The sequence below is a fragment of the Amycolatopsis sp. lyj-112 genome (genome assembly GCF_046549055.1).
Classification (GTDB): Bacteria; Actinomycetota; Actinomycetes; order Mycobacteriales; family Pseudonocardiaceae; genus Amycolatopsis.
In genome coordinates this window covers 312,694-335,931 of record NZ_JAJPWS010000005.1, presented here as the reverse complement: position 1 = coordinate 335,931, position 23,238 = coordinate 312,694, and the positions used below count along the sequence as shown (strand labels likewise).

The window sequence follows — 23,238 nt, the reverse complement described above, 5'->3', positions numbered from 1 at the left end:
GTCCTTCACCGCATGGCATGCGGTGAAGGACCCCTTCGTCGCGTCTCAGACGGGTACGGGGTCTTTCAGCTTCTTGCGCGGGCTCAGCCGTCCGTGCGCGGCCAGGATGCCCAGTACGACGAGCAACGCGCCGACGGGCTGGTTCCACGCCAGAGGTTCGTCGAGGACCAGGACACCGAGCAGGACACCGACAACGGGTGTGAGGTAGGTCACCGCCGAAGCGTTCGACGCGCCCCATTCGGCGATGATCGCCGCGTTCCAGGCGTAGGCGAGACCGGTACCCAGTGCGCCGAGCGCGATCATGCTGAGGACGATCGGCGTGTCCAGGTGTACCGGCGACGTCGCGATGAACGGCGCGAGCAGCAGCATCACCACGGCGCCGCAACAGACCTGCCCGAGCGCGATGGTCGGCGCGTCGAGGTTCCGGCCGGAGATGAACCGCCGGACGTAGACGAACGAGATGCCGTAACAGGTCGTCGCGCCGAGGCACGCCAGTTGCGCGGTCAGTTCGTGCGAGACGTCGATCCCTTGCCAGACCCCGACGATCGTGAGCACGCCGAGAAAACCGAGGACCAGCCCGGTCGTCCGGGCCTTGGTGAACCGTTCGGCCGGCAGCGCGGCGGCCGCGATGAGCATGGTGATCAGCGGGGTCGTCGCGTTGAAGATGCTCGCGAGCCCGGACGAGATGTACTGCTCGGCCCAGGAGAACAGCAGGAACGGGATGACGCACAGCAGTACCGAAACGACCGCGAGATGGCCCCACAGCGCCGGATCACGGGGGAGCGGCTTGCGGCGCCAGGCGGCGATGGCGATCAACGCCAGCGCGCCGAGACAGATGCGGGAGAGTGCCACCTGCGACGGCGAAAGGCCGGTCAGGCCGACCTTGATGAACAGAAAACTCGCGCCCCACACGATCGCGAGCGCCGCGAACCTGATCGCGATTCCGAATTGTCCCACTTATCCTTCTTCCGAGTCCGCGCCTTCGGGCTCAGTGAAGCTGGATTCCACTGTGTACTCCAGCGGTTTTCGGACGTCGTGTCCGAGCTCACGGGTGCGCCTCGGCCGGGGAAACATTCCGGCGTGGTGTTCACGGTAGACGAGCGTATAACGCTCTATACTGCGACACCGTGAGCGAAACTCCAGGACGCCCTCGTGCCCCCATCACCGAAGCCGATGTCCTCGCCTGGCTGGAAACGACGGCGGTCGCCGTCCAATCAGGAGAGGTGAGCGCCCCCGAACTCATCGAGTTGCTGGGGGAGCTGCGGCGCGCTTCCGCCGCCTGCGCCGACGCGTCCGACTGGGCGCTGCTCGCCGCCAGGGAAGAGGGCGCCAGCCTCCGCCAGATCGCGCCGGTCTTCGGCAAGGGATACGTTCGGGCCCCGGCGGCCCGCCTCGAAAAGCTCCATCGGCAGGCACAGAATTCGAGCCAGTGGCTCGCGATCCTTCGCCACAAGAACGTATAACGGCCTATACCGCCGACCGGGAGAGAAGAGAATCCGGTGACAGAGTCCGAAAACCGCATCGACGAGCGGATAGCCGTCGGGCTGGCGGCACTCGGAAGGCCCGCGTACATCAACCTCGGCCGCTCCGACGTGCTCCCGCCCGGACGCGACTTCGAGGCCATGCGCGCGGCGACGTACGCCGTACTGGACGACGCGTACCGCGCGGGTGTCCGCTGGATCGACGTCGCCCGTTCGTATGGTTCTTCGGAAGACTTCCTCGCCGGCTGGCTCGCCGACCGCGCCCATCCGGACGTGACGGTTTCGAGTAAATGGGGCTACCGCTACGTCGGGGAGTGGCGGCTCGACGCCGAAGTGCACGAGGTCAAGGAGCACACCGCGCCGCGGCTCGCCGAGCAGTGGGCGGAAACCGTTGGCCTGCTGGGGAAATCCGTCTCGCTCTACCAGGTCCACTCGCTCACCGTGGACAGTCCGCTGTTCACCGACGAGCGGCTCATCGGCGCGCTGGCCGAACTCTCCGCCGAAGGTGTCCCGGTGGGATTCTCCACGTCCGGCCCGGCGCAGGCCGACGCCGTCCGTCGCGCGTTCGAGCTCGAAGTGTCCGGAACGCCGGTCTTCAGTGCCGTGCAGTCGACCTGGAACCTGCTCGAACCGTCGGTGGGCCCCGCGCTCGCGGAGGCACACGCGGCCGGGAAACGGGTGCTGGTCAAGGAAACGGTGGCGAACGGGCGGCTGGTGGTCGAACCGCCGCCGTCGCTCGCGCGGATCGCGCGGGAGCACGAGGCGGGGCCGGACGCGATGGCGATCGCGGCGGTACTGGCACAGGACTGGCTCCCGGTCGCGGTCATCGGTCCGTCGAGCACGGCACAGCTCGCGGAGAATCTCCTTGCCGCACAGGTGAAGCCGACCCCCGATGAGCTGGAAGAACTGGCGACGCTGGCCGAAGTACCCGTCGCGTACTGGCGGCACAGGTCCTGCCTCGGCTGGCACTGAGCGGCTGGACTACTCTCGCGGCAAACATCGGGCGGGTCACCGGGGAGGCTAGAGGGTGCGTCATCGGCAGGTACTCGCGGTGGCGACGGTCGCCCTGTTCGGATTGTCGGGGTGCGCCGACCGGCCGAACGACCTCGACACCTATTACGACGACCCGACACCGACTCCCACGGTCGAGCCGGTTCAGCCTTCGGTACGGCCACAGGCCGCCTCTGTGTCGCCTCCGCCGACCTCGGCCCCGGTGCCCGCGGCCGTTTCCGCCGCGTTGCTGACCGATGAGGACGTCGCCGAGGAAGAGGTCGTTCCGGGCGAGAGCAAGGTGTCCGGCTGTCTGACCGGTCTCACCCGCGGCACGAGCCGTTCGGTGGCGTGGTCGTACCCGAGCGGTTCGACGCTCGAGCATCAGGTGACCGAGTACCGCGACCGCAAGGCCTCGGAGGTCGTCGCGCAGGCGGACTGCGAGGGCAAGAAGCTCACGCTGACGAAGCCGTCCGGCATCGAGACGCAGCGGGCGTGGTGCGAGGGGACGACCTGCACCGTGTTGCTCGCCAAGGGGAACCTGGTCTCCGCACTGAGCGTGACCGCCGGGACGGAAGCACGCGCGACCGACGCGGCGAAGCGGTTGCTGCCGCTGGTGGCGCAGCGCCTGCGTTCGGCCTAGGACACGGTCTAAGCCTGCTGCCGGAACCATTCCAGTGCGCCCAGCCGTCCGTCCGGAACGAACGGGCTCGACGGGTCGTCGAGCCATGAACGCAACTCTTCGAGTGTCATCCAGCGCCCTTCCACGACTTCCGACGGCTGATGCACGAAGGCGCCGTCCCAGCGCGCCTCGAACGCGAAGTTGTGGCAGCGGATGGTGCCTTCGTCATAGACGTGGGTGAACAGCGGCCGCAGTCCTACTCCGTGAATGCCGAGTTCTTCGGCCAGTTCGCGGCTCGCGCAGTCTTCCGGTGTCTCGCCCGCTGCGACGACACCGCCCGCCCAGCAGTCCCAAGTGGAGGGATAGACGTCCTTCGTGGGCGTGCGCAGGTGCACGTAGACGGAGTTGCCGTCACCCGATCGGACCAAGACCACACCCGCGGCGTGCCAGAGCCCTCCGGCGCGGACCTCGGCGCGGGTGGCCGCCCCCACGACGGCTCCGCCGAGGTCATAGAGCGCAACGAGTTCGTCACTGCCTGACATGGGGGGCATCGTCGCACGGCTTCTACCCCGTAGGGTGGTGGGTATGCGGCGGATCATGGGAACCGAAGTCGAGTACGGCATCTCGGTGCCGGGCGACCCGACGGCGAACCCGGTACTCACCTCGACACAGGTCGTGCTGGCCTACGCGGCGGCGGCGGACGTCCCGCGCGCCAGGCGGGCGCGATGGGACTACGAAGTGGAATCGCCGCTGCGCGACGCGCGGGGGTTCGACTTGACCGGGCCGAGCGGGCCTGGGCACGACCCGGACGTCGAGGACCTCGGCGCGGCGAACGTGATCCTGACCAACGGCGCGCGGCTGTACGTCGACCACGCGCACCCTGAGTACTCGGCGCCCGAGGTGACGAACGCGCGGGACGCGGTCATCTGGGACAAGGCGGGCGAACGGGTGATGGAGGAGGCGGCGCGCAAGGCCGCCAGCGTGCCCGGCCAGCCGCGTTTGCAGCTCTACAAGAACAACGTCGACGGCAAGGGCGCGAGCTACGGCACGCACGAGAACTACCTGATGCAGCGGTCGACGCCGTTCACGGCGGTGATCGCGGGACTGACGCCATTCTTCGCGTCGCGCCAGGTGATGACCGGTTCGGGCCGGGTGGGGATCGGGCAGCAGAGCGAGGAAGCCGGTTTCCAGCTCTCGCAGCGCTCGGACTACATCGAGGTCGAGGTCGGCCTGGAGACCACCCTGAAGCGGGGCATCATCAACACCCGCGACGAGCCTCACGCGGACGCGGACAAGTACCGCCGGCTGCACGTCATCATCGGTGACGCGAACCTGGCCGAGTACTCGACCTATCTGAAGGTCGGGACGACGGCCCTGGTGCTCGACCTGATCGAGGCCGGGATCCGGTTCGACGACCTGAAGCTGGACGAGCCGGTGCGGGCGGTGCACCAGATCAGCCACGACCCGACGCTGAAGGCGCAGGTGTCGCTCGCGAACGGACGGAAGTACACCGGGCTGGACCTGCAGTTCGCCTACCACGAGATCGCTTCGGCGAACCTGGAGCGCACCGGCGCGGACGAGGCCTCCAAGGAGGTCCTGCGGGTGTGGGGCGAGATCCTGGACGCGCTGGCGCGGGATCCGCAGGAGTGCGCGGACAGGCTGGACTGGCCGGCGAAGCTGCGGTTGCTCGAGGGCTACCGCGCGCGGGACCAGCTGGCCTGGGGAGCGCCGCGGTTGCGGCTGGTCGACCTGCAGTACTCGGATGTCCGGTTGGACAAGGGCCTGTACAACAGGCTCGTCACGAGGGGCTCGATGAAGCGCCTGGTGACCGAGGAGGAGGTGCTGGAAGCGGTCACGACGCCGCCTACGGACACCAGGGCCTATTTCCGGGGCCGGACGCTGGAGAAGTACGCCAACTCCATCGCCGCGGCCTCGTGGGATTCGGTCATCTTCGACGTCGGCAGGGAATCGCTGGTGCGGATCCCGACGTTGGAGCCGTTGCGGGGTACGAAGGCCCACGTGGGGAAGTTGCTGGACGACTCCGCGACGGCCGAGGAGCTGGTGGAAGCGCTCACCGGTTCGGACTAGCGGGATCTCCTTTCCTCAGGGTTAAGCGATCACGGATCCCACGGAATGTCGGGACCGCTGGGTAGGCTAGGAAACATCGGCCACACCGGGAGGCGAGATGGCTCAGGAAAAGATCGAAAAGCACGGCGGCGGCGACTCGGACGAGGAGTTCGAGGACGGCGGACCGGCGGGCCAAGAGCGGCGCGAGAAGCTCGGCGAGGACGTCGACACGATCCTCGACGAGATCGACGACGTGCTCGAGGAGAACGCCGAGGACTTCGTTCGCGCGTACGTGCAAAAGGGCGGCGAGTAGCTCGTCGGTGGCGGCCGTCCGCGGCCGCCCGCGCAGAGCCGGCGGATCACACAGATGGGAACTTTGAGCACGTATGGAATACACCTCGGGTAAGTCGGCGCTGCCCGCCGCGTACTTCTCGTCGGCGACCTCGTCGTTCTCGGACTTCCTTCGGGCACAGGCGCCCGAGTTGCTCCCGGAGCGGCGTGCCGTGGCCGGAGCGAGCGGGCTCGACGTGCCGCACGGTACGACGATCGTGGCGGTCAAGTTCGCCGGCGGGGTGCTGATCGCCGGTGACCGGCGGGCGACGTCGGGCAACCTGATCGCTTCGCGGGACATGGAAAAGGTGCACGTCGCCGACGAGTTTTCGGCGGTGGGGATCGCGGGCTCGGCCGGGCTGGCGATCGAGATGGTGCGGCTGTACGCGGTCGAACTGGCGCACTACGAGAAGATCGAGGGCGTCTCGCTCTCGCTCGACGGCAAGACGAACAAGCTCGCCGGACTGGTGAAGGCCAATCTGGAGATGGCGATGGCCGGCCTCGCCGTGCTGCCGCTGTTCGTCGGGTACGACCTCGACGCGGAAGACGCGAAGCACGCGGGCCGGATCGTGTCGTACGACCCGACGGGCGGGCGGTACGAGGAGAACGCCGGTTACCACGCCATCGGTTCGGGTTCGCTGTTCGCGAAGGGCTCGCTGAAGAAGCTGTACGACCCCGACTCGGACGCCGAAGGCGCGATCCGGGTGGCGGTCGAGGCGTTGTACGACGCTGCGGACGACGACACCGCGACCGGAGGGCCGGATCTGGTGCGCCGGATCTTCCCGACGATCGTGACGATCACCGCGGAACAGGGCGCGGTGGCGTTGCCGCTGGAGCAGACGACCGCGGTGGCCGAGGCGATCGTGGCCGCCCGCGCCGAGCGCGGGCGCTAGCCGTCCTCCCTTTCCCTTTCCGATGAGGGCCGGCAAGAGCCCAGAAAAGAGCGGAGCACCACAGTGACGATGCCGTTGTACGCATCTCCTGAGCAGTTGATGCGGGAACGTTCCGAGATCGCGCGCAAGGGCATCGCGCGCGGCCGGAGCGTGGTCGTGCTCAAGTACCGCGGTGGCGTGCTGTTCGTGGCCGAGAACGCTTCGGCGACGTTGCACAAGGTGTCGGAGATCTACGACCGGATCGGCTTCGCGGCCGTGGGCCGCTACAGCGAGTTCGAAAACCTGCGGGTGGCCGGGATCCGGCACGCGGACCTGAAGGGCTACCAGTACGACCGGCGGGACGTCAGCGCGCGTGCGCTGGCGAACGCCTACGCCGCGTCGCTGGGCAGCATCTTCACCGAGCAGCTGAAGCCGTTCGAGGTCGAGGTCTGTGTCGCCGAGGTCAGCGCGACCGCGGCCGAGGACCAGCTGTACCGCTTGACCTACGACGGTTCGATCTTCGACGAGCCGGAGTACGTGGTGATGGGTGGCCAGGCGGACACGCTCACCACGAAGCTGAAGGACAGCTACGAGCCGGACCTGGAACTGGACGTGGCGCTCGGGGTCGCGGTGAAGGCGTTGCGCGACAACACTCCTGCCCCTCCGGCCGGCGCGAACGGTGACACCGATCCGGTGAAGCTCGAGGTCGCCGTCCTGGAGCGGGAGCGGCGCGGCCGCAAGTTCCGGCGGATCGCCGGTGCGGCGCTGGAAGCGTTGCTGCCGGCCGTACCGGAAGAGCCGGCCGAAGACGACGCCGAGGCCGAGGGCGACAAGAAGCCCGAGGACAAGTCCAAGGACTGAGCCAGAACGTGAAAGGCCCCCTTCCCGCGGTGATCGCCGGGAAGGGGGCCTTTTCACGTCACTTCAGATCACTGGGAGGGCGTGTCGCCCCACCACTGGTTCCGCGCGCCGGCCACGAAGTCCCACAGGATGAGCCGCGTGCCGTTGGCGGTGCTCGCGCCATTGGCCGCGGTCAGCTGACGGCCGCTCTGCGAGTTCGGGAAGCGGGTGTAGCCCTCGGGGAGCGAGGTGCTGCCCCACCACTGGTTCTTGGCGCCGGCCACGAAGTCCCACAGCTGGACGGTGGTGCCGTTGCCGTTGATGGAGTTGAGGTCGGCGTCCAGGTACCGGTTGTTGGCGTAGTTCTGGAAGCGGATGAAACCCTCGGGGTTCACGGAGAACCGGAAGATCTGGTGCGCGGCCTGGTCGTTGCAGTCCCAGAGCTGCACCTTGGTGCCGTTCCGGTTGATCGAGTTGAGGTCGGCGTCCCAGCACTTGTTCGGGTCGAGCGCGGACGGGACCAGGTACAGCGGGTCTTCGGCTGCCTGCGCCCGCGCACCGGCGGTGCCGGGAGCCTTGACCGGGATGAGCTTGATGCCGTTGATCGTGACCGTCTTGAATCCGTCGCCGGTGGGCTGCGGGGCAGCGGTGGCGGCGGGCGCGGTCGCGAGCGTCAGGACACCCGCGGCGGCGGCGATGATTCCCGCCAGGCGCTTCATTTTCGTCATTTTCTTTCCCCTTTGTGGAAAGCGTTTTCTCCCAGTGAGTGAAGGGGAACGGCAGCCGTCGCCGGACCACGACGAATGCGTGGCCAGTGGGTACTACCGGTGATTCCCCCTCGTGGAAGGCCCGCGTAAACCCCCGAGAAGCGGACCTTCTGTGAACATCATTCAGGTCTGAACCACTGTCGTCGAGGAGATTTCCGGGAGGGGAAATAACGCACTTCAGTCCTGTAACGGAATGGCCTGGCACACGATCACACGGCGAGGACTTTGATCAGGGGCGAGGATATCCGTGCGTATCGAGCTGACGTTGCAGGACCTGACGCGCGTCCGGCTCGCGCCCGAAGCCGACCCGTTGGCCGAGCTGGTGTCGAGCCTGCAGATCCTGCAGCGCCGCGACGCAGGTTCGGCGTTGTTCAACCGGTGGCGGCACCGAGTGCGGCTCGGGCTGCCGGAGTCGGCCTCGGTGCTGTTGTGGCTGTGCCGGCCGTACGCGCCCATTCCGGGTTTTCTCGTGCCAGGTTCGGATGAATCCGGGCTGGAACCGGGACTGGCGGCGATCGGGCGGACCGAGTCGGTGTGCCTGAAGACGGCGTTGCGGGACGCCCCGGTGAACCGGGACCTGCCCGCTTGGGCGGCGGGGCTGGCCGACGGCGACACCTCGGGGTTGCCGGTGCTGGTCCAGGCGCTGGAGGACTATTTCGAGCTGGCGCTGGCGCTGGGCTGGGACGCGGCGAAGGCGCAGGTCGACGCGGACCGGGGGATGCGGGCGCAACTGGTGCTGAACGAGGGCGTGGACGCCATGCTGACCAGCCTGCGGCCGATGGTGCGCTGGTCGTCCCCAGTGCTGGAGGTCGGGGACGGGATCGTCGGAGCCTGCGGCACCGGCGGGGCCGGGCTGGTGGTTTCGCCGACGTACTTCGCGGTGTGCCCGGTGATCGTCCCGGCCGCCGCGGACGGACCCGTCCGGCTGCTGTACCCGTCGGCGCGGCAGGCGGGCCCGTCGACCGGATACGGACGTGACGCCCGAAGATCGCCCGACACCGCCTTGGCCGACCTGCTCGGGCCGACGAGGGCGGCGGCACTTGCGGTTCTCGCGGTCGCGTGCAGCACCTCGGAGCTGGCCGCCCGGCTGGGCGTGACACCGTCGGCGGTCAGCAAGCACGCCACGGTGCTGCGGCGTGCGGGGCTGATCACCACCGCACGTGACCGCAACACCGTGCTGCACTCGCTGACCCCGCTGGGTAGCGCGCTGCTGGGCGCCTAGGCACAGTGCCTAGAGCCGGTAGATGGTGAGCGCGCTGGGCCGGGACCGGAACTGGAACTCGTTGCCGAGCGGGCCGACCTCGCCGTCGGTGGCGACGCGACGGTTGCCGTTGAGCAGCCGGACGCGCAGCTCGGGGACGTCGAGTTCCTGGTAGACGTGGCTGGCGTTGAGGCTGTTCGTCAGGGTGGCCAGGACGAACCGGGCGCGCGAGTAGGGCAGGTCGGCGCGTAGGTAGCGGACGTCGAGCAGACCCGTGTCGAGCGCCGGGCGGTGCGACGGGGCGAACCCCTTCGGCGCGTAGGTGCCGTTGCCGACGAACAGCAGCCAGATGCTGGTGTGCTTGCCGTTGAGGGTCACTTCGAGCGGTTTCGCGCGCCGGAGCGTGCGGGCCAGCGCGATCGCCGCGGAGGGCCACTTCGGATGCCGCTTCTGCAGCCTTTCCCGGATCCGCACCATTTCCGGGTAGCCGCCGAGGCTGGCGGTGTTGACGAAGTAGCGGTGGTCGTCGTCGTTGATCTCGACTTCGCCGAGGTCGACGCCGACCGCGTTGCCGGCTTCGGTCGCGGCGTCGGCGTCGGGCATGGCGCGCATGCCGACGTCACGGGCGAAGTGGTTGAGGGTGCCGGCGGGGATGAGCGCGAGCGGCAGGTCGTGGTCGGCCGCGACGGCGGCCACCGCCGCCACCGTGCCGTCCCCACCGGCGACGCCGAGCGCCCGCACGGTGTTGTCGCTCGAAGTGATCTCGTCGACGAGCTGATCGCGCAGGTCCCGTTTGGGGTCCGGGTAGAGCAGGGTGGCCTTGGGCCAGGCGAAGCGGACGTCCTCGGTCGGGTCGCGGCCGTCGATCCCGGAGTGCGGGTTGACCAGGACGAGCATGTCCTCGCCGTCGCGCATCTCGGGTGCTTCCGCGGTGTGGGCGGTGCGCCCGGGGACGTCGGGGTTCAGCGGCCACCAGTGCCGGGTGAGCAGGCCCGCGCCGACCCCGATGCTGATCCCCACGCCGACGTCACTGGGCCAGTGGACACCGGTGTGGACACGGGAATAGGCCACGGCGGCGGCCAGCGGGACCAGGGCCGCGCCGGCTTTGGGGGATTCCATCGCGACGGCCGTGATGAAAGCGGCCGCGGACGCGGAGTGTCCGGACGGGAACGACGAGGAGGTCGGGCGACGGACCAGCCGCCGGTGCATCGGCACCTCTTCGGCCGCCGGACGGCGGCGGGGGAACAGCGGTTTGCCGATCAGGTTCGCCGCGGCGCTCGCCCCGGCGATGGCGGCCACGCCCCGCAGCGCGCCTCGGCGTGTCGGGCCTTTCTTGGCCGCCAGCAGGACCGCGACACACCACCAGAGCTTGGATTTGTCCGCACTTTTGGAGAGCGCGGTGATCACGTCGTCGGCCCGCGTCCTCGGCAGCGCAGCGCTCCGTGCCATCAACCTGCGGTCGGTCCGGCCGACCTTGCGGAAAGGGCGCTTGAGCTGCTTTAACACGGTTTCACCGCTTCCGGGTCGGGCTGACATGTGCGTGATACCCGATCGGGACTTTTCGCACACCTTTCACCGAATGCAACGTACCGACCGCGTGTCGACGCCCGAACGGCGCACCGTCGGTGGGTCTTCACCGCCTACTCTGGGAGGCATGCAGCGGCGGATCTTTGGCATCGAGACCGAGTTCGGGGTCACGTGCACCTTTCACGGGCAACGCAGGCTTTCCCCCGACGAAGTGGCGCGCTATCTGTTTCGGCGTGTCGTGTCCTGGGGGCGTTCCTCGAACGTCTTCCTGTCGAACGGCTCCCGGCTCTACCTCGACGTGGGCTCCCACCCCGAGTACGCCACGGCCGAATGTGATGACCTCGTCCAGCTCGTCACGCACGACAAGGCGGGGGAGCGGATCCTCGAAGACCTTCTGGTCGACGCGGAGCGGCGCCTGGCCGACGAGGGCATCGGCGGCGACATCTACCTGTTCAAGAACAACACCGACTCGGCGGGCAACTCCTACGGCTGCCACGAGAACTACCTCGTGACCCGTGCGGGGGAGTTCTCCCGGATCGCCGACGTGCTGTTGCCGTTCCTGGTGACCCGGCAGCTCATCTGCGGCGCGGGGAAGGTCCTGCAGACCCCGCGCGGCGCGGTGTACTGCCTGTCCCAGCGAGCGGAACACATCTGGGAAGGCGTCTCCAGCGCGACGACCCGTTCACGGCCGATCATCAACACCCGCGACGAGCCGCACGCCGACGCCGAGCGCTACCGGCGCCTGCACGTGATCGTCGGCGACTCGAACATGGCCGAGCCGACGACGCTGCTCAAGGTCGGGTCGGCGAACCTGGTGCTGGAGATGATCGAGGCCGGCATCCAGTTCCGTGACTTCACGCTGGACAACCCGATAAGGGCGATCCGCGAGATCAGCCACGACCTCACCGGCCGCCGCCAGGTGCGGCTCGCCGGCGGTCGCGAGGCATCCGCTCTGGACATCCAGCGCGAGTACCACGCCCGCGCGGTCCAGCATGTCAAGGAGACCGGTTCATCGCCCCAGTCCGAGCGGGTCGTCGAGCTGTGGGGCCGGGCGCTGGAAGCCGTCGAGCAGCAGGACTTCAGCAAGATCGACACCGAGATCGACTGGGCGATCAAGCACCGGCTGGTCGAGCGCTACCGCAACAAGCACGACCTCGACCTGTCGAGCCCGCGGATCGCGCAGCTCGACCTGGCCTATCACGACATCCGCCGCGGCCGCGGCATCTTCGATCTGCTGCAGCGCAAGGGTCTGGTCCGCCGGGTCACCGACGACGGCGAGATCGAACTGGCCAAGGACACTCCGCCGCAGACCACGCGGGCGAAGCTGCGCGGCGACTTCATCGCCGCCGCGCAGGCCGCCGGGCGCGACTTCACCGTGGACTGGGTGCACCTGAAGCTGAACGACCAAGCGCAGCGGACCGTGCTGTGCAAGGACCCGTTCCGCTCGGTGGACGAACGTGTCGAGCGCCTGATCAGCTCACTCTGATTGGTCCGTGAAGGCCACCTTGAGGGACTCTGAGTCCCTTAAGGTGGCCTTCACGGATCTTCGAGGGAGAGGTACGCCGATGCGTGCGTTGCTGGTCCTGCTGGGAGCGATCGTCCCGCTCGCGTTCACCGGTGTCGCGCAAGCCGCGCCGGAGTGTCCCGATCCCACGTGGACGGAGACCCCGACCGGTACGGACGCGCAGTTGCGCGGACTGTCCGCCGTGGACGCGCAGACGGCGTGGGTCAGCGGAAGCAAGGGCACGATCCTGCGCACCACCGACCGCGGCCGCTCCTGGAAACCCGTCGCACCGCCCGAGACCGCTGCGCTCGACTTCCGCGACATCGAGGCCTTCGACGCCGACCACGCCGTCGCCCTGTCCATCGGGCCCGGCGACGCGTCCCGCATCTACCGCACCGACAACGGCGGTAAGAGCTGGCGACTGTCCTTCCAGAACAGCGACCCGGCCGCCTTCTACGACTGCATCGCGTTCTTCGACCACCGCCGCGGTCTCGCGATGAGCGACCCGGTCGACGGCAAGTTCCGCCTGCAGTCCACTTCGGACGGCGGCCGCACCTGGCGGCAGGTGCCCGCCGAGGGCATGGTTCCCGCGCTGCCGGACGAGTTCGGGTTCGCCGCCAGCGGCCAATGCCTGACCACCGCCGGCCCGCGTGACGCCTGGATCGCCACCGGCGGTGGAGCGCGCGCCCGAGTCCTGCATTCCGGCGACGGCGGGACGACCTGGGAAGCAGCCGACACCCCGCTGCCCAGCGGTGCTTCCGCCGGCGTCTTCTCGGTAGTGTTCCGGGATCCGCGCCACGGCGTGGCCATCGGCGGCGACTACGCCGCCCCGAACGCGCCCGGCCCGGCCGTCGCGCTCAGCGCCGACAAGGGGCGCACCTGGCGCACGCCCTCGGAAGCGCCTGTCGGCTACCGCTCAGGTCTGGCGTGGCTGGGGAACACGGTCATCGCCGTCGGTCCCGGCGGCAGCGACCTGAGCCCGGACGGCGGACGGCACTGGAAGTCGTTCGACACCGGCTCCCTCGACTCGGTCGACTGTGCCCGCGGCGCGTGCTGGGCGAGCGGGGCGAAAGGCCGGGCCGCCCGACTGTCGTGAGTGATTCGGGTTCTGGTGGACCCCGACGCCCGGCAGTCCTGTGACCACAAGTACGTGAAGGGGGCCTTCACGTACTTGGGGACGTGTTGAGGCCAGAGGTGCTGTTCCGAGACGGGTGAGGGGAACTTTGAGGGACTCTGAGTCCGTCAAGGAGGCCTTCACGGACCTGCGACGCTGACCTCCCAGGCCGCGTCGATCATCCGGAAGATCTCGTCCACCGCGGCGTCCGGGTCGGCCGCCACGCGGGCCAGGGAATGAGCGTCGACCACGAACCTCGCGATCGCCCGGCACGCCGTCGTGGTCTGTGACAGCCCGAGATCGGCGGCGATGGCCGCTGCCAGCGACCCCGCGTGGCGCAGCTTCATCAACTCTTCGTACTCCCGCAGGTCGGGCGAGTCGTCGATCATGCGCCAGATCGGCGCGGCGCTGTCCGCCGCGCAATGTCGCACCATGTCCCGCATTTCGTGGTGTAGCGCGGGGATGAGCGGCTCGTGCGGTGCCCGGCCGGTGACCGCCTGCGTGAGGCGGTGCTCGAAGTTCGTGTCCTGCTCGAACATAAGGGCCTCTTTCGAGGCGAAGTGGGAGAAGAGCGTCGTGACGGCCACGTCGGCCTCGGCGGCCACTTCGCGGATGCCCACCGCGTCGTACCCGCGTTCCAGGAAGAGCCGCAGGGCGGTGTCGGCGATGTTCTGGCGCGTCGCGGCCTTCTTGCGCTCACGGCGTCCGGTCGGCACGGTCATCGCCTGACGCTATCAGATGCAAATCCATAGCTGTTTCAAAACCCTAACCGTTAGTGCTACGGTCGATCGCATGAAGAAAGTGAGCTTTGCCGAATTCGGCGGTCCGGACGTTCTGCGGCTCCTGGATGCCGAGGAGCCCCACGCGGGCCCCGGTCAGGTGCGCATCGCCGTGCGGGCGGCGGGCGTGAACCCCGTCGACTGGAGGATCCGTGAAGGTCAGGTCCTGGGGGCCCATCCGATCGAGTTGCCCTCCGGGGTCGGGCTGGACGCCTCCGGGGTGGTGGACGAGGTCGGCGAGGGTGTCGAAGGGGTCGAGGTCGGCGACCCCGTGTTCGGCGAAGGCCTGAGCACCTATGCCGAGTTCGCCGTGTTGACGGCCTGGGCCCGGATGCCCGAGGGCCTGACGTTCGAAGAGGCGGCGGGGTATCCCTCCGTGGTGGAGACCGCGCTGCGCCTCATCCGAGAGGTCGGTGTGCGGTCCGGGCAGACGCTGCTGGTCAGCGGAGCGTCCGGGGGAGTCGGGTCGGCGGTGCTGCAGATCGCCCGTGACCGCGGCATCACGGTGATCGGCGTCGCCGGCGCCGCGAACCAGGACTATCTGCGCGGCCTCGGCGCCGTCGCCACGACGTACGGCGAGGGCTGGGTCGAGCGGGTGCGGGTGCTGGGCCCTGTCGACGCGGCTCTCGATCTGGCCGGCTCGGGCGTGATCCGTGAGCTCGTCGAGCTGACCGGGGATCCACTGAAGGTGCTCACCATCGCCGATCTCGGTGCGCCGGATCTCGGTGTCCGATTCTCCGGCGTGGCCGGGAGCGTGCCGGACGCGCTCGCCGTGGCCGCCGACCTCATCTCACGGGGGAAGCTCCACATCCCGGTCGAGAAGTCGTACACGCTCGCCGAAGCCGTGGAAGCGCATATCGACAGCCATGCCGGTCACGCACGCGGGCGCCGGGTCATGGTCGTCTGACTTGGTTAAACTCGAAGGACCATGACCGCACACACCGAACCCGCCCCGGATGCCGCCGAGCACCTCGTCGAGGTGTTCAAGGCACTGGCCAACCCGGTCCGGCTCCAGGTGCTGGGCTGGCTGCGCGAGCCTGATCGGCATTTCCCGCCGGAGAAGGCGATCGCCGACCAGAACGAGGTCGGCGTCTGCGTGAGCCACCTCCAGGAGAAGCTGGGACTCGCGCAGTCGACGGTGTCGGCGTACATGGCACTGCTGCAGCGCGCCGGGCTCGTGAAGTCCACCCGGGTGGGGAAGTGGACCCACTATCGCCGCGACGAGCGGCGGATCGCGCAGCTCGTCGACCTGCTCGGACGCTCTATCTGACCCTCCTCGAGTACAACGTATCGAGAATCTGCGATACTTCGATATGTTGTACTCGAGCTGAGGAGAAACAGATGGAACTGGGGCGTTTCGGGATCTGGACGTTCGACTTCGAGGACCAGCCGGCGAGCATGCTGCGCGATGCGGTCCAGGAACTGGAAGAACTCGGCTGGCCCGCGATCTGGATCCCGGAACGGGACGGCCGTGAAGCGCTGACCCACGCCGGATTCCTGCTCGCGTCCACCGAACGCGTCAGCGTCGTCAACGGGATCGCGCGGATCGGATCCCGCGGGGCACGCTGGACCCGTGGTGCGGCGCTCCTGCTGGCCGACGCCTACCCGGATCGGCACGTCCTGGGACTCGGCTTCGGAGGTGCGCGTCCCGGCGTCAAACCGTTGCGGGCGATGAACGACTACCTCGACGAGCTGGACACGGTCACCAGCGCCAACCCGCTACCGGGCGCGCCGATGCGACGTCTGCTGGCCGCGTACGGGCCGAAGATGCTCGAACTCGCCCGCGACCGGTCCGAAGGCGCGCACACCTATCACGTGACCGTGCCGCATACCGTCCAGGCGAGGGAAGTGCTGGGGGACAAGGCCTTCCTCGGCGTCGAGCACGCGGTGCTGTTCGAGACGGACCCGATCAAGGCACGCGAGATCGCCCGCGAGCACCTGCACGGGTATCTCACGTCGGAGTACAACGTCGCCAAGTTCCTCCGCCTCGGCTACACCGAAGCCGACATCGACGGTGGCCGGGGCAGCGACCGGCTCGTCGACGATCTCGTGTTCTGGGGCGATGTCGATGCCATCACCGGCAAGCTGCAGGGCCACCTCGACGCCGGTGCCGACCACGTCGGGATCCAGGTCATCGGCGTCGAACCCGGTGAGTCGGCGATGCCGTACTGGCGGCGGCTGGCCGAAGCGCTGCTGCCGCACCCGGTGTCGCGCTAGCGGATCTGACCGGTCGGGCGGACCACGATCTCGTTGACGTCGACCGAGGGCGGTTGCTCCAGTGCGTAGAGCACAGCCCTCGCGATGTCGTCGGGCTCGAGCTTCGGTTTCGACTTCGCGTCGTCCGGGATCATCGTGGTGTCGACCAGTCCCGGCTGCACCACGGTGACCCGGACACCGGTGCCGACGGCCTCTTCCCGAATGGATCCGGCGAGCCCGGTCACCGCCCATTTCGTTGCGGAGTAAAGGTTTCCGGGCCGGTGGTACCGGCCGGCGACCGAGCCGGTGAGCACCAGATGGCCCTTCGATTCCGCCAGTGACGGCAAGGTGGCGCGTGCGGTGAGCGCGGTGCCGTAGACGTTGGTCAGCACCATGTCCCGCCACTGCTCGGGTTCGGCGCCGCCGTCCCCGAAGAACGAGACCACGACGCTCTGCCCCGCGTTGGCGAACACCGCGTCCAGCCGGCCGAAGGTCTTCTTCACCGTCTCGACGGCCGACGACAGCGAGCCCCAGTCGGTGACGTCCACGGCGAGCGCGAGGGCGCGGTCCTCGCCGAACTCGGCCACGAGGGAGAGCAGCGCCTCGCGGTCGCGGGAGAGCAACGCCAGGCGGTACCCGGCGGCCGCGGCCCGGCGTGCGGTGGCTTCGCCGAGGCCGCGCGACGCACCGGTGATCAGCAGTACTCGATCGTTCATGCCTCCAAGCTATTCGGCGGGCGCGGTGTAGGTGTCCCACTGCGGCACCGGTTCACCGATGAGGGAGGCGCCGAGCCGGTCGAGATAGAAGTGCCAGCCCTTGCGAATGTCCGAAGTGTCCCAGTCGGACGCCGGCATCAGGTGCACGAAGTCGAGTACCGTCCCCGCGCCCTGCGGGGTCAAGGTCAGCTCCACCCGCCACATCGGCTGCCCGGGGTTGTCCAGATCCACGACCAGCCGTTTCGGCGGATCACACTCGCGGATGACGGCGGGATTCGGTTCCGAGCCTTCCTCCGCGGTCATCAACAGCATGATCGTGTTGCCGACCCCGGCCGCACCCGTCCACGTGCCGATCCAGCGGGCCATGCGCTCGGACTCGGTGAGCGCCGACCACACGTCGTCGATCGGGTCCGGGTATTCGCGCCGGAGTTCGAGCCGGGTCTCTTCGTTGTTCATGAGGCGAATATAACTATGAGCTTAAGTAAGCGTCAACTTATGGCACTCGCGAAGAATCGGACGCTGAGCCGTGAACCTCGGGGGAGTTACTCTCTATCGGGAAGTACGCACTTCGAGGTGCCCTACGCAGGCGGAGGTACGGCGAACCGTGGTCACGCGCACGGCACAGGAACGGCGAAACGACGAGAAACAGGCCTACGACGCCTATCTCGCGGCCTGTCCGGCCCGGAAGCTGCTCGACGAGGTCTCGGGCAAGTGGGTCAGCCTCATCCTGGTAGCGCTCGGCGACGGCCCCCAGCGCTACAGCGACCTCTCTCGTCGCATCGCCGGCGTCAGTCAGAAGATGCTCACCCAGACCTTGCGGACCCTCGAACGCGACGGCCTGCTGACCCGCACCGTCACCCCGTGCGTCCCGGTCCGCGTCGACTACGAACTGACCGAACTCGGCATCAGCCTCCGGTCCTTGCTGGCCTGTATCAAGGACTGGGCGGAGACGCGGTTCGACGAGGTCGACGTGGCCAGGGACCGTTACGACGCGCGTTCGACGGCTCTCACCATCGAGGCGGACGGAGCGGGCTAGGGTAGCCGGGTGTCCACCGCCCGCGCCGAACGTCTGGTCAACCTGGTTCTGGCCCTGCTGTCCACCCGGCAGTACCTTCCCGCCGAACGGATCCGGGGCATCGTGCCCGGGTACGCCGACGCGGCCAGCGACGAGGCCTACTTCCGCATGTTCGAGCGCGACAAGACCGAACTGCGCGAACTCGGCATCCCGCTGGAGACCGGCCGCAACTCCGCCTTCGACGCGATCGACGGCTACCGCATCGCCCGCCGTGACTACGAACTCGGCGAAATCGACCTCGCGCCCGACGAGGCGACCGCGGTCGGTCTCGCCGTCCGGCTCTGGGATTCGCCGGAACTGACCGGTGAGGCACAGGGCGCGCTGGTGAAACTCCGCGCCGCCGGGGTCGAGGTCGACGACCACGCCCCGACCATCGTCGAACCCCGCGTCCGCGCCGAACCCGCGTTCGGCCCGCTGCTCGCCGCCGTCCAGGCCGGGCAGGTGGTGCGCTTCGAGTACCGGCGCAGCGGTTCGGCCGAACGCAAGATCCGCACCCTCGAACCGTGGGGCGTGGTTTCCTGGCGCGCCCGTTGGTACGTCGTCGGGCACGACAGGGACCGTGACGCGCCTCGCTGCTTCCGGCTTTCGCGCGTGACCGGGAAGGTCGATCCCGTCGGGAAATTCGGCGTCGTCGTACGTCCGGAGGGGGTCAACCTGCTGCAGATGGTCTCGGCCAGCAGCAGCGACGACCCGTCCGCACCCATCACCGCCAGCGTCTGGGTCGCCGACGGCCGGGCCGCCGGGGTGCGCCGCCGAGGCCGGGTCGTCGGCCGCAGCAGGGCGGGGGGAGAAGAAGGCGACCTGGTGGAGATCGAGCTGTACTACCCCGAATCCGCCGCCGACTGGCTCACCGCCCACGGCCCGGACATCCTCGTCCTCGAACCCGAGGTCCTCGCGAAGTCGGTCCTGAGCCGTCTCGAGGCCGTCGCGCACGCCGGCGGTGCCCGATGAGCGCCACCGGACGGATGCCGCGGCTGCTCGCGCTCGTGCCGTACCTGCTCGCCCGGCCCGGTATCAAGATCACCGACGCCGCCCACGACTTCGACGTCACGCCCAAGCAGCTGCGCAAGGACCTCGAGCTGCTCTGGATGTGCGGTCTGCCCGGCTACGGCCCCGGCGATCTGATCGACCTGTCCTTCGAGGGCGACACGATCGTCGTCACCCACGACGCCGGCATGAACCGCCCGCTGCGGCTCACCGGCGGCGAGGCGACCGCGATGCTCGTCGCGTTGCGGGCGCTGGCCGAGACGCCCGGCGTGCTCGACGCCGACGCAGTCCGCCGTGCCATCGCGAAGATCGAAGCCGCCGCAGGCCAGGCCCAGCCGTCCGGTGTCGTCGTCGGCAGGGGAGTCCGCGAAGGCAAGAAGACCGCCCAGACGCGCGAAGCCGTCCGAATCGCCCTCACCACGAAGCGTGCCCTGCGGATCCGGTACTACACCGCGTCCAAGGACGAGATCACCGAACGCACCGTCGATCCCATGCGGCTGCTCATCGTCCAGGCCGTCGGCTACCTCGAAGCGTGGTGCCGCCGTGCCGAAGACGTCCGGCTGTTCCGGCTCGACCGCATCGACGAACTCACCGTGCTCGACGAGCCCGCCGTCCCGCCCGCGCACGCCCGGCCGACGGACATCTCCGACGGTGTTTTCCGACCGCGTCCCGATCAGCAGGAAGCGGTCCTCGTCCTCGACCCCGACGCACGCTGGGTGGCCGAGTACTACCCGTGCGAGGAACTCGACGAGCTCGACGGCGGACGGCTGCGGATCCGGATGCGCTACGCGGACGAGTCCTGGATGGTCCGGCTGATCCTCGGATTGGGTGGAGAAGCGCAGGTCGAAAGCCCTGTCTTGCTGGGGGAAGCCGTTCGTCGACGAGCGGCCGACGCGCTGGCGCGGGCACGTCACCTTGCGTCAACCTACGAGCAGTAAGGTGACGCCGTGTCGTACCTGCCGAGCATCGCGCTCGCCGTCGCCGGGCTGATCCTTTTCTTTGTTCTGCTCATCAAGTTACGCAGAGTCTTGCGCGTACTCACCCATACGATGAGCATGGTGGCTACGAACACCCGGAAACGGACAGGGCTTCTCCGCGCCCGGTCGGCCGCGCTCCGCGTGGCGATCGCGCAACGACGCGGCCTCGAAGACCGGTAACATCACAACAAGAGACTCGAGAAGGAGGCCGCAAACGATGAACGCGCTGCAGCCGTGGCACATCATCATCCTGGTGCTCGTCGTTGTTCTGCTGTTCGGCGCCAAGAGGCTTCCGGACGCCGCGCGGTCCATCGGCAAGTCCATGAAGATCTTCAAGGCCGAGACCAAGGACATGGCCGGCGGAGACAAGGACAAGGCCGCCGAGACCGAAGAGGTCGAGACCAAGCAGCTGCCGCAGGCCACCACGCCCGCGCCCGCCGCCTCGGCCGCACCGGACACGCAGGTCGCCGACCTTCAGCGCCAGCTCGACGAGCTCAAGAAGCAGCAGGCCCCCACGCCCGCTCCGGCCGAGCAGGCGCAGAAGAACGTCAGCTGAGCGGTCGTAGCAAGCAGCTTCTAGCCAGCCCAGCGGAGCCTGGTCGCGGATGAGCGCGCCGAAGTCACGGCGCGCTCAGGGTGGACCCTGACGAGAACGGACAGTCCAGTGGCGGATTCCGCCTCCGGTGAGGAGCGTCGTGGCACGAAGCGGCGCAAGCGCAGCCGTCGGGTCAATCCCGACGGCACGATGACGCTCATCGAGCACATCTACGAGTTCCGGCGCCGTCTGGGCTTCGCGCTGCTCGCCATCGTGGCCGGCGGGATCATCGGTTTCCTCTGGTTCCAGACCAGGGTGGGCCCGATCCCCTCGCTGGGGCAGATCATGACCGGCCCGTACTGCGGCATCCCGTATCAGCGGAGGCTCGGCGGAGAGCCCAACGGTCCTTGCCAGCTGCTCCAGACGGTCCCGTTCGAAGCCTTCATGATCCAGCTGAAGGTCGGTATCGCCGCGGGCGCGGTGCTGCTGGCACCGCTGTGGCTCTACCAGATCTGGGCGTTCATCGCGCCCGGTCTGTACTCGAAGGAGCGCAAGCACGCGCTCACCTTCGTCGCGTTCGCGTCGGTGCTCTTCGCCGCCGGCGCCGTGCTCGCGTACCTGCTCATCCCGAGCGCTCTCGAACTGCTGATGAACTTCGGTGGCGACCAGTTCATCACCGCCCTCACCGGTGACAAGTACATCTCGTTCATCCTGTCGCTGCTGCTGATCTTCGGCGTCAGCTTCGAACTCCCGCTGCTCGTGGTGATGCTGAACCGCGTCGGCGTCCTCAAGTACCAGATGCTGAAGAAGTGGCGCCGCGGCCTGATCATGGTCGTCTTCGTCTTCGCCGCGTTCGCCACACCCGGCTCGGACCCGTTCTCGATGATCGCTCTGGCGCTCGCTCTGGTGATCCTGCTGGAGATGTCGATCCAGATCGCCCGCTTCCACGACCGCAAGCTCGACAAGGAACGCGGAACCGAGGGTTGGGACAAGCTGGACGACGACGAGGCCGCGCCTTTCGACTACACGCCGAGCACGATCGACGACGAACCTTCGGCCACCACCGGTGGCAAGCGCTCCAGCACCGACGACGTCACCTGATCCGGGGCATGCACGCGGCGCTGGCCGTCCACCCGGCCTCCGGCAACGGTGCCGCGGGACGGCTGATGGAGTCGGTCGCGGCGAGGCTCCGGCCCGCCGTCGACCGGCTCGACGTCCTCGTCGCCAACACGGTCGCCGAATCCCGCGCGCTCATGACCGACTCCCGCGCGGCCGGGCTGGACGTCCTCATCGTTCTCGGCGGTGACGGAGCGGCCCATCAAGGCGTCCAGTTCTGTGCCGAGTCCGGTGTCGCGCTGGGGCTGGTTCCCGCCGGCACCGGCAACGACTTCGCCAGGGCGCTCGGCATTCCCGAGCAGCCCCACGCCGCCGCCGATCTCGTCGCCAGGCACCTCGCCGCCGGGAAACGGCGCCGGATCGACCTCGGCCGCGCCGGTGGCGCCTGGTTCGCCACCGTCCTGTGCTCCGGTTTCGACGCCCTCGTCACCGAACGTGCCAACCGGCTGCGCTGGCCGACCGGCCCGCGCCGCTACGACGTCGCGATCCTGGGCGAGCTGGCCGCGTTCCGGCCCCGGCCGGTCGTGCTTCGCACCGACGTCGAGACCCTCGAACTCGACGCGACGATGATCGCGGTCGGCAACACCCCGTTCTATGGCGGCGGCATGCGGATCTGCCCCGGCGCGGACCCCGAAGACGGCCTGTTCGACGTCACCGTCGTGGGCAACGCGACCCGGCGCGATCTGCTCCGCATGCTGCCCGGTGTCCGCTCCGGGCAGCATGTCTCGCATCCGGCGGTGCGGACCCTCAAGGCCAGCGAGATCCACCTCGCGGGCAGCGACCTGCCTGTCTACGCCGACGGCGAACCGATGGGCAGGCTGCCGATCGACATCACCTGCGTCCCGGCCGCCCTCACCGTCCTCGGCTGACGCCGGCGTAGTCACCCGCCTGCCACACCTGCGCCCGGAACGTGCCCGCCGACATCAGGTCGCCACGCGGGAAGAAAACGCCGCCGCAGCGGTGGCAGAACCACGCCTGCCGCCAATACGCCAGCGCGTCCGGGACACCTCGCCGGATCCGCGCGTTGCGCCTCAGCCGGAGCACGAACAGCACGGCGAACAGCGCGACCAGCGCGAACGCGCCGAACGGGAAGATCCAGGCCCCGATCGCCGCGCCCACGCGCCCGCCCGCGGTCGGTGCGGGGTTCTCGGCGAGCACCTCGTTCGCGAACGAGACGAACACGAACGCGGGAATCAGCAGGACCAGCGCCAGCGACAGGAAGCACCCGCCGCCACGGACCACCGGATAAGGGTTGAGCGCGGCCGCTGTCGCGGTCACCGAAACCCCGCGGTGCGTGGACGCGGCGTAGACCACGCCGTCGCCTGCGGGGATCGCCGTCATCGGCCCTTGCACGCGGTAGGTGGTCTGCCCGCTCTGGAACACCGCCGGCACGCTCTGCACCTGATCCACCTGCGCACAGTGCGGGCAAGCGAGCTTCATGGCGTCCCCTCTCGATCACGAATCCGGCGCTTCGATGCCGGAGGGCCGCCCGCCGTTCCCGAGATCGTCACACCGAGTGCGAACTGTCGGTGGCATGTGGAA

At 68.7% G+C, this 23,238-nt stretch carries 28 protein-coding genes; 20 read left to right on the top strand and 8 right to left on the bottom strand.

Annotated elements, in window-relative coordinates; all coding sequences use genetic code 11:
* Positions 1-45: 45 nt before the first annotated feature.
* The gene (locus tag ACLJRL_RS20145) at positions 46-957 is read right to left on the bottom strand and encodes a DMT family transporter (RefSeq protein WP_410657763.1); all 912 of its coding nucleotides are present in this window, start codon (positions 955-957) and stop codon (positions 46-48) included.
* A gap of 170 nt (positions 958-1,127) precedes the next feature.
* On the opposite strand from ACLJRL_RS20145, the gene ACLJRL_RS20140 reads away from it, so the two are divergent.
* The 3 genes from ACLJRL_RS20140 to ACLJRL_RS20130 are packed head-to-tail and all read left to right on the top strand — an operon-like array spanning position 1,128 to position 3,114.
* The gene (locus ACLJRL_RS20140) at positions 1,128-1,463 is read left to right on the top strand and encodes a hypothetical protein (RefSeq protein ID WP_410657762.1); all 336 of its coding nucleotides are present in this window, start codon (positions 1,128-1,130) and stop codon (positions 1,461-1,463) included.
* A gap of 36 nt (positions 1,464-1,499) precedes the next feature.
* On the top strand, positions 1,500-2,453 hold the full coding sequence (locus ACLJRL_RS20135) for an aldo/keto reductase (protein ID WP_410657761.1): 954 nt from the start codon (positions 1,500-1,502) through the stop codon (positions 2,451-2,453).
* Positions 2,454-2,508: 55 nt separating this feature from the next.
* Entirely contained in the window at positions 2,509-3,114 is a 606-nt protein-coding gene (locus ACLJRL_RS20130) for a hypothetical protein (RefSeq protein WP_410657760.1), read from the top strand.
* A gap of 8 nt (positions 3,115-3,122) precedes the next feature.
* Here ACLJRL_RS20130 and ACLJRL_RS20125 read toward each other — a convergent pair whose 3' ends face one another.
* Positions 3,123-3,635: an NUDIX hydrolase gene (locus ACLJRL_RS20125; RefSeq protein ID WP_410657759.1), complete on the bottom strand. Its 513-nt coding sequence runs from the start codon at positions 3,633-3,635 to the stop codon at positions 3,123-3,125.
* Between the two features lie 43 nt (positions 3,636-3,678).
* On the opposite strand from ACLJRL_RS20125, the gene dop reads away from it, so the two are divergent.
* The 4 genes from dop to prcA all read left to right on the top strand — a co-directional run bounded on the left by dop (position 3,679) and on the right by prcA (position 7,223).
* Positions 3,679-5,181: a depupylase/deamidase Dop gene (gene dop / locus ACLJRL_RS20120; RefSeq protein WP_410657758.1), complete on the top strand. Its 1,503-nt coding sequence runs from the start codon at positions 3,679-3,681 to the stop codon at positions 5,179-5,181.
* Between the two features lie 97 nt (positions 5,182-5,278).
* Complete coding sequence (locus ACLJRL_RS20115; RefSeq protein ID WP_037319666.1) at positions 5,279-5,473, top strand: ubiquitin-like protein Pup; 195 nt, start codon at positions 5,279-5,281, stop codon at positions 5,471-5,473.
* Between the two features lie 73 nt (positions 5,474-5,546).
* The gene (gene prcB / locus ACLJRL_RS20110; protein ID WP_410657757.1) at positions 5,547-6,383 is read left to right on the top strand and encodes a proteasome subunit beta; all 837 of its coding nucleotides are present in this window, start codon (positions 5,547-5,549) and stop codon (positions 6,381-6,383) included.
* A gap of 63 nt (positions 6,384-6,446) precedes the next feature.
* The gene (gene prcA, locus ACLJRL_RS20105; protein WP_410657756.1) at positions 6,447-7,223 is read left to right on the top strand and encodes a proteasome subunit alpha; all 777 of its coding nucleotides are present in this window, start codon (positions 6,447-6,449) and stop codon (positions 7,221-7,223) included.
* 68 nt (positions 7,224-7,291) lie between these two features.
* Here the strand turns inward: prcA and ACLJRL_RS20100 are convergent, their stop codons facing one another.
* Complete coding sequence (locus ACLJRL_RS20100) at positions 7,292-7,930, bottom strand: RICIN domain-containing protein (RefSeq protein ID WP_410657755.1); 639 nt, start codon at positions 7,928-7,930, stop codon at positions 7,292-7,294.
* A 286-nt stretch (positions 7,931-8,216) separates the two neighbouring features.
* Between ACLJRL_RS20100 and ACLJRL_RS20095 the strand changes: the two genes are divergently transcribed.
* The gene (locus tag ACLJRL_RS20095; protein WP_410657754.1) at positions 8,217-9,191 is read left to right on the top strand and encodes an ArsR/SmtB family transcription factor; all 975 of its coding nucleotides are present in this window, start codon (positions 8,217-8,219) and stop codon (positions 9,189-9,191) included.
* 9 nt (positions 9,192-9,200) lie between these two features.
* Here the strand turns inward: ACLJRL_RS20095 and ACLJRL_RS20090 are convergent, their stop codons facing one another.
* Positions 9,201-10,676: a bifunctional phosphatase PAP2/diacylglycerol kinase family protein gene (locus ACLJRL_RS20090; protein ID WP_410657753.1), complete on the bottom strand. Its 1,476-nt coding sequence runs from the start codon at positions 10,674-10,676 to the stop codon at positions 9,201-9,203.
* 148 nt (positions 10,677-10,824) lie between these two features.
* Here ACLJRL_RS20090 and pafA point away from each other — a divergent pair, with 148 nt between their 5' ends.
* Together pafA and ACLJRL_RS20080 are read left to right on the top strand one after the other, a co-directional pair.
* Positions 10,825-12,183 (top strand): Pup--protein ligase, encoded by a 1,359-nt coding sequence (pafA, locus tag ACLJRL_RS20085; RefSeq protein ID WP_410657752.1) that lies wholly within the window; start codon positions 10,825-10,827, stop codon positions 12,181-12,183.
* A 79-nt stretch (positions 12,184-12,262) separates the two neighbouring features.
* Positions 12,263-13,297: a WD40/YVTN/BNR-like repeat-containing protein gene (locus tag ACLJRL_RS20080; RefSeq protein WP_410657751.1), complete on the top strand. Its 1,035-nt coding sequence runs from the start codon at positions 12,263-12,265 to the stop codon at positions 13,295-13,297.
* Between the two features lie 158 nt (positions 13,298-13,455).
* Here ACLJRL_RS20080 and ACLJRL_RS20075 read toward each other — a convergent pair whose 3' ends face one another.
* Entirely contained in the window at positions 13,456-14,037 is a 582-nt protein-coding gene (locus ACLJRL_RS20075; protein ID WP_410657750.1) for a TetR/AcrR family transcriptional regulator, read from the bottom strand.
* Positions 14,038-14,107: 70 nt separating this feature from the next.
* Between ACLJRL_RS20075 and ACLJRL_RS20070 the strand changes: the two genes are divergently transcribed.
* The 3 genes from ACLJRL_RS20070 (at position 14,108) to ACLJRL_RS20060 (ending at position 16,311) form a co-directional block, all read left to right on the top strand.
* Positions 14,108-15,001, top strand: a complete 894-nt coding sequence (locus ACLJRL_RS20070) for an NADP-dependent oxidoreductase (RefSeq protein ID WP_410657749.1) — start codon at positions 14,108-14,110, stop codon at positions 14,999-15,001.
* A 21-nt stretch (positions 15,002-15,022) separates the two neighbouring features.
* Positions 15,023-15,364, top strand: coding sequence for an ArsR/SmtB family transcription factor (locus ACLJRL_RS20065; RefSeq protein ID WP_410657748.1), 342 nt, complete (start codon positions 15,023-15,025; stop codon positions 15,362-15,364).
* A gap of 71 nt (positions 15,365-15,435) precedes the next feature.
* Complete coding sequence (locus ACLJRL_RS20060) at positions 15,436-16,311, top strand: TIGR03620 family F420-dependent LLM class oxidoreductase (RefSeq protein WP_410657747.1); 876 nt, start codon at positions 15,436-15,438, stop codon at positions 16,309-16,311.
* Here the strand turns inward: ACLJRL_RS20060 and ACLJRL_RS20055 are convergent.
* Together ACLJRL_RS20055 and ACLJRL_RS20050 are read right to left on the bottom strand one after the other, a co-directional pair.
* Positions 16,308-17,006 (bottom strand): SDR family oxidoreductase, encoded by a 699-nt coding sequence (locus ACLJRL_RS20055; RefSeq protein WP_410657746.1) that lies wholly within the window; start codon positions 17,004-17,006, stop codon positions 16,308-16,310. The two genes, ACLJRL_RS20060 and ACLJRL_RS20055, sit on opposite strands and share 4 nt — an antisense overlap.
* A gap of 9 nt (positions 17,007-17,015) precedes the next feature.
* Positions 17,016-17,462 (bottom strand): SRPBCC family protein, encoded by a 447-nt coding sequence (locus tag ACLJRL_RS20050; protein ID WP_410657745.1) that lies wholly within the window; start codon positions 17,460-17,462, stop codon positions 17,016-17,018.
* Between the two features lie 148 nt (positions 17,463-17,610).
* On the opposite strand from ACLJRL_RS20050, the gene ACLJRL_RS20045 reads away from it, so the two are divergent.
* From ACLJRL_RS20045 to ACLJRL_RS20015, 7 genes are all read left to right on the top strand, one after another.
* The gene (locus tag ACLJRL_RS20045) at positions 17,611-18,042 is read left to right on the top strand and encodes a winged helix-turn-helix transcriptional regulator (protein ID WP_410657744.1); all 432 of its coding nucleotides are present in this window, start codon (positions 17,611-17,613) and stop codon (positions 18,040-18,042) included.
* Between the two features lie 9 nt (positions 18,043-18,051).
* Positions 18,052-19,032, top strand: coding sequence for a helix-turn-helix transcriptional regulator (locus ACLJRL_RS20040; RefSeq protein WP_410657743.1), 981 nt, complete (start codon positions 18,052-18,054; stop codon positions 19,030-19,032).
* A complete protein-coding gene (locus tag ACLJRL_RS20035; RefSeq protein ID WP_410657742.1) occupies positions 19,029-20,006 on the top strand; it encodes a helix-turn-helix transcriptional regulator in 978 nt (325 codons plus the stop codon). Before ACLJRL_RS20040 ends, ACLJRL_RS20035 begins: the two co-directional genes overlap by 4 nt.
* Before the next feature lie 9 nt (positions 20,007-20,015).
* Positions 20,016-20,225 (top strand): bacteriophage holin, encoded by a 210-nt coding sequence (locus tag ACLJRL_RS20030; protein WP_410657741.1) that lies wholly within the window; start codon positions 20,016-20,018, stop codon positions 20,223-20,225.
* A 37-nt stretch (positions 20,226-20,262) separates the two neighbouring features.
* Entirely contained in the window at positions 20,263-20,601 is a 339-nt protein-coding gene (gene tatA / locus ACLJRL_RS20025) for a Sec-independent protein translocase subunit TatA (RefSeq protein WP_410657740.1), read from the top strand.
* 108 nt (positions 20,602-20,709) lie between these two features.
* Positions 20,710-21,681, top strand: coding sequence for a twin-arginine translocase subunit TatC (gene tatC / locus ACLJRL_RS20020; RefSeq protein WP_410657739.1), 972 nt, complete (start codon positions 20,710-20,712; stop codon positions 21,679-21,681).
* Between the two features lie 8 nt (positions 21,682-21,689).
* Entirely contained in the window at positions 21,690-22,565 is an 876-nt protein-coding gene (locus ACLJRL_RS20015; RefSeq protein ID WP_410657738.1) for a diacylglycerol/lipid kinase family protein, read from the top strand.
* Here the strand turns inward: ACLJRL_RS20015 and ACLJRL_RS20010 are convergent.
* Complete coding sequence (locus tag ACLJRL_RS20010) at positions 22,549-23,136, bottom strand: hypothetical protein (RefSeq protein WP_410657737.1); 588 nt, start codon at positions 23,134-23,136, stop codon at positions 22,549-22,551. The two genes, ACLJRL_RS20015 and ACLJRL_RS20010, sit on opposite strands and share 17 nt — an antisense overlap.
* Between the last annotated feature and the right edge of the window lie 102 nt (positions 23,137-23,238).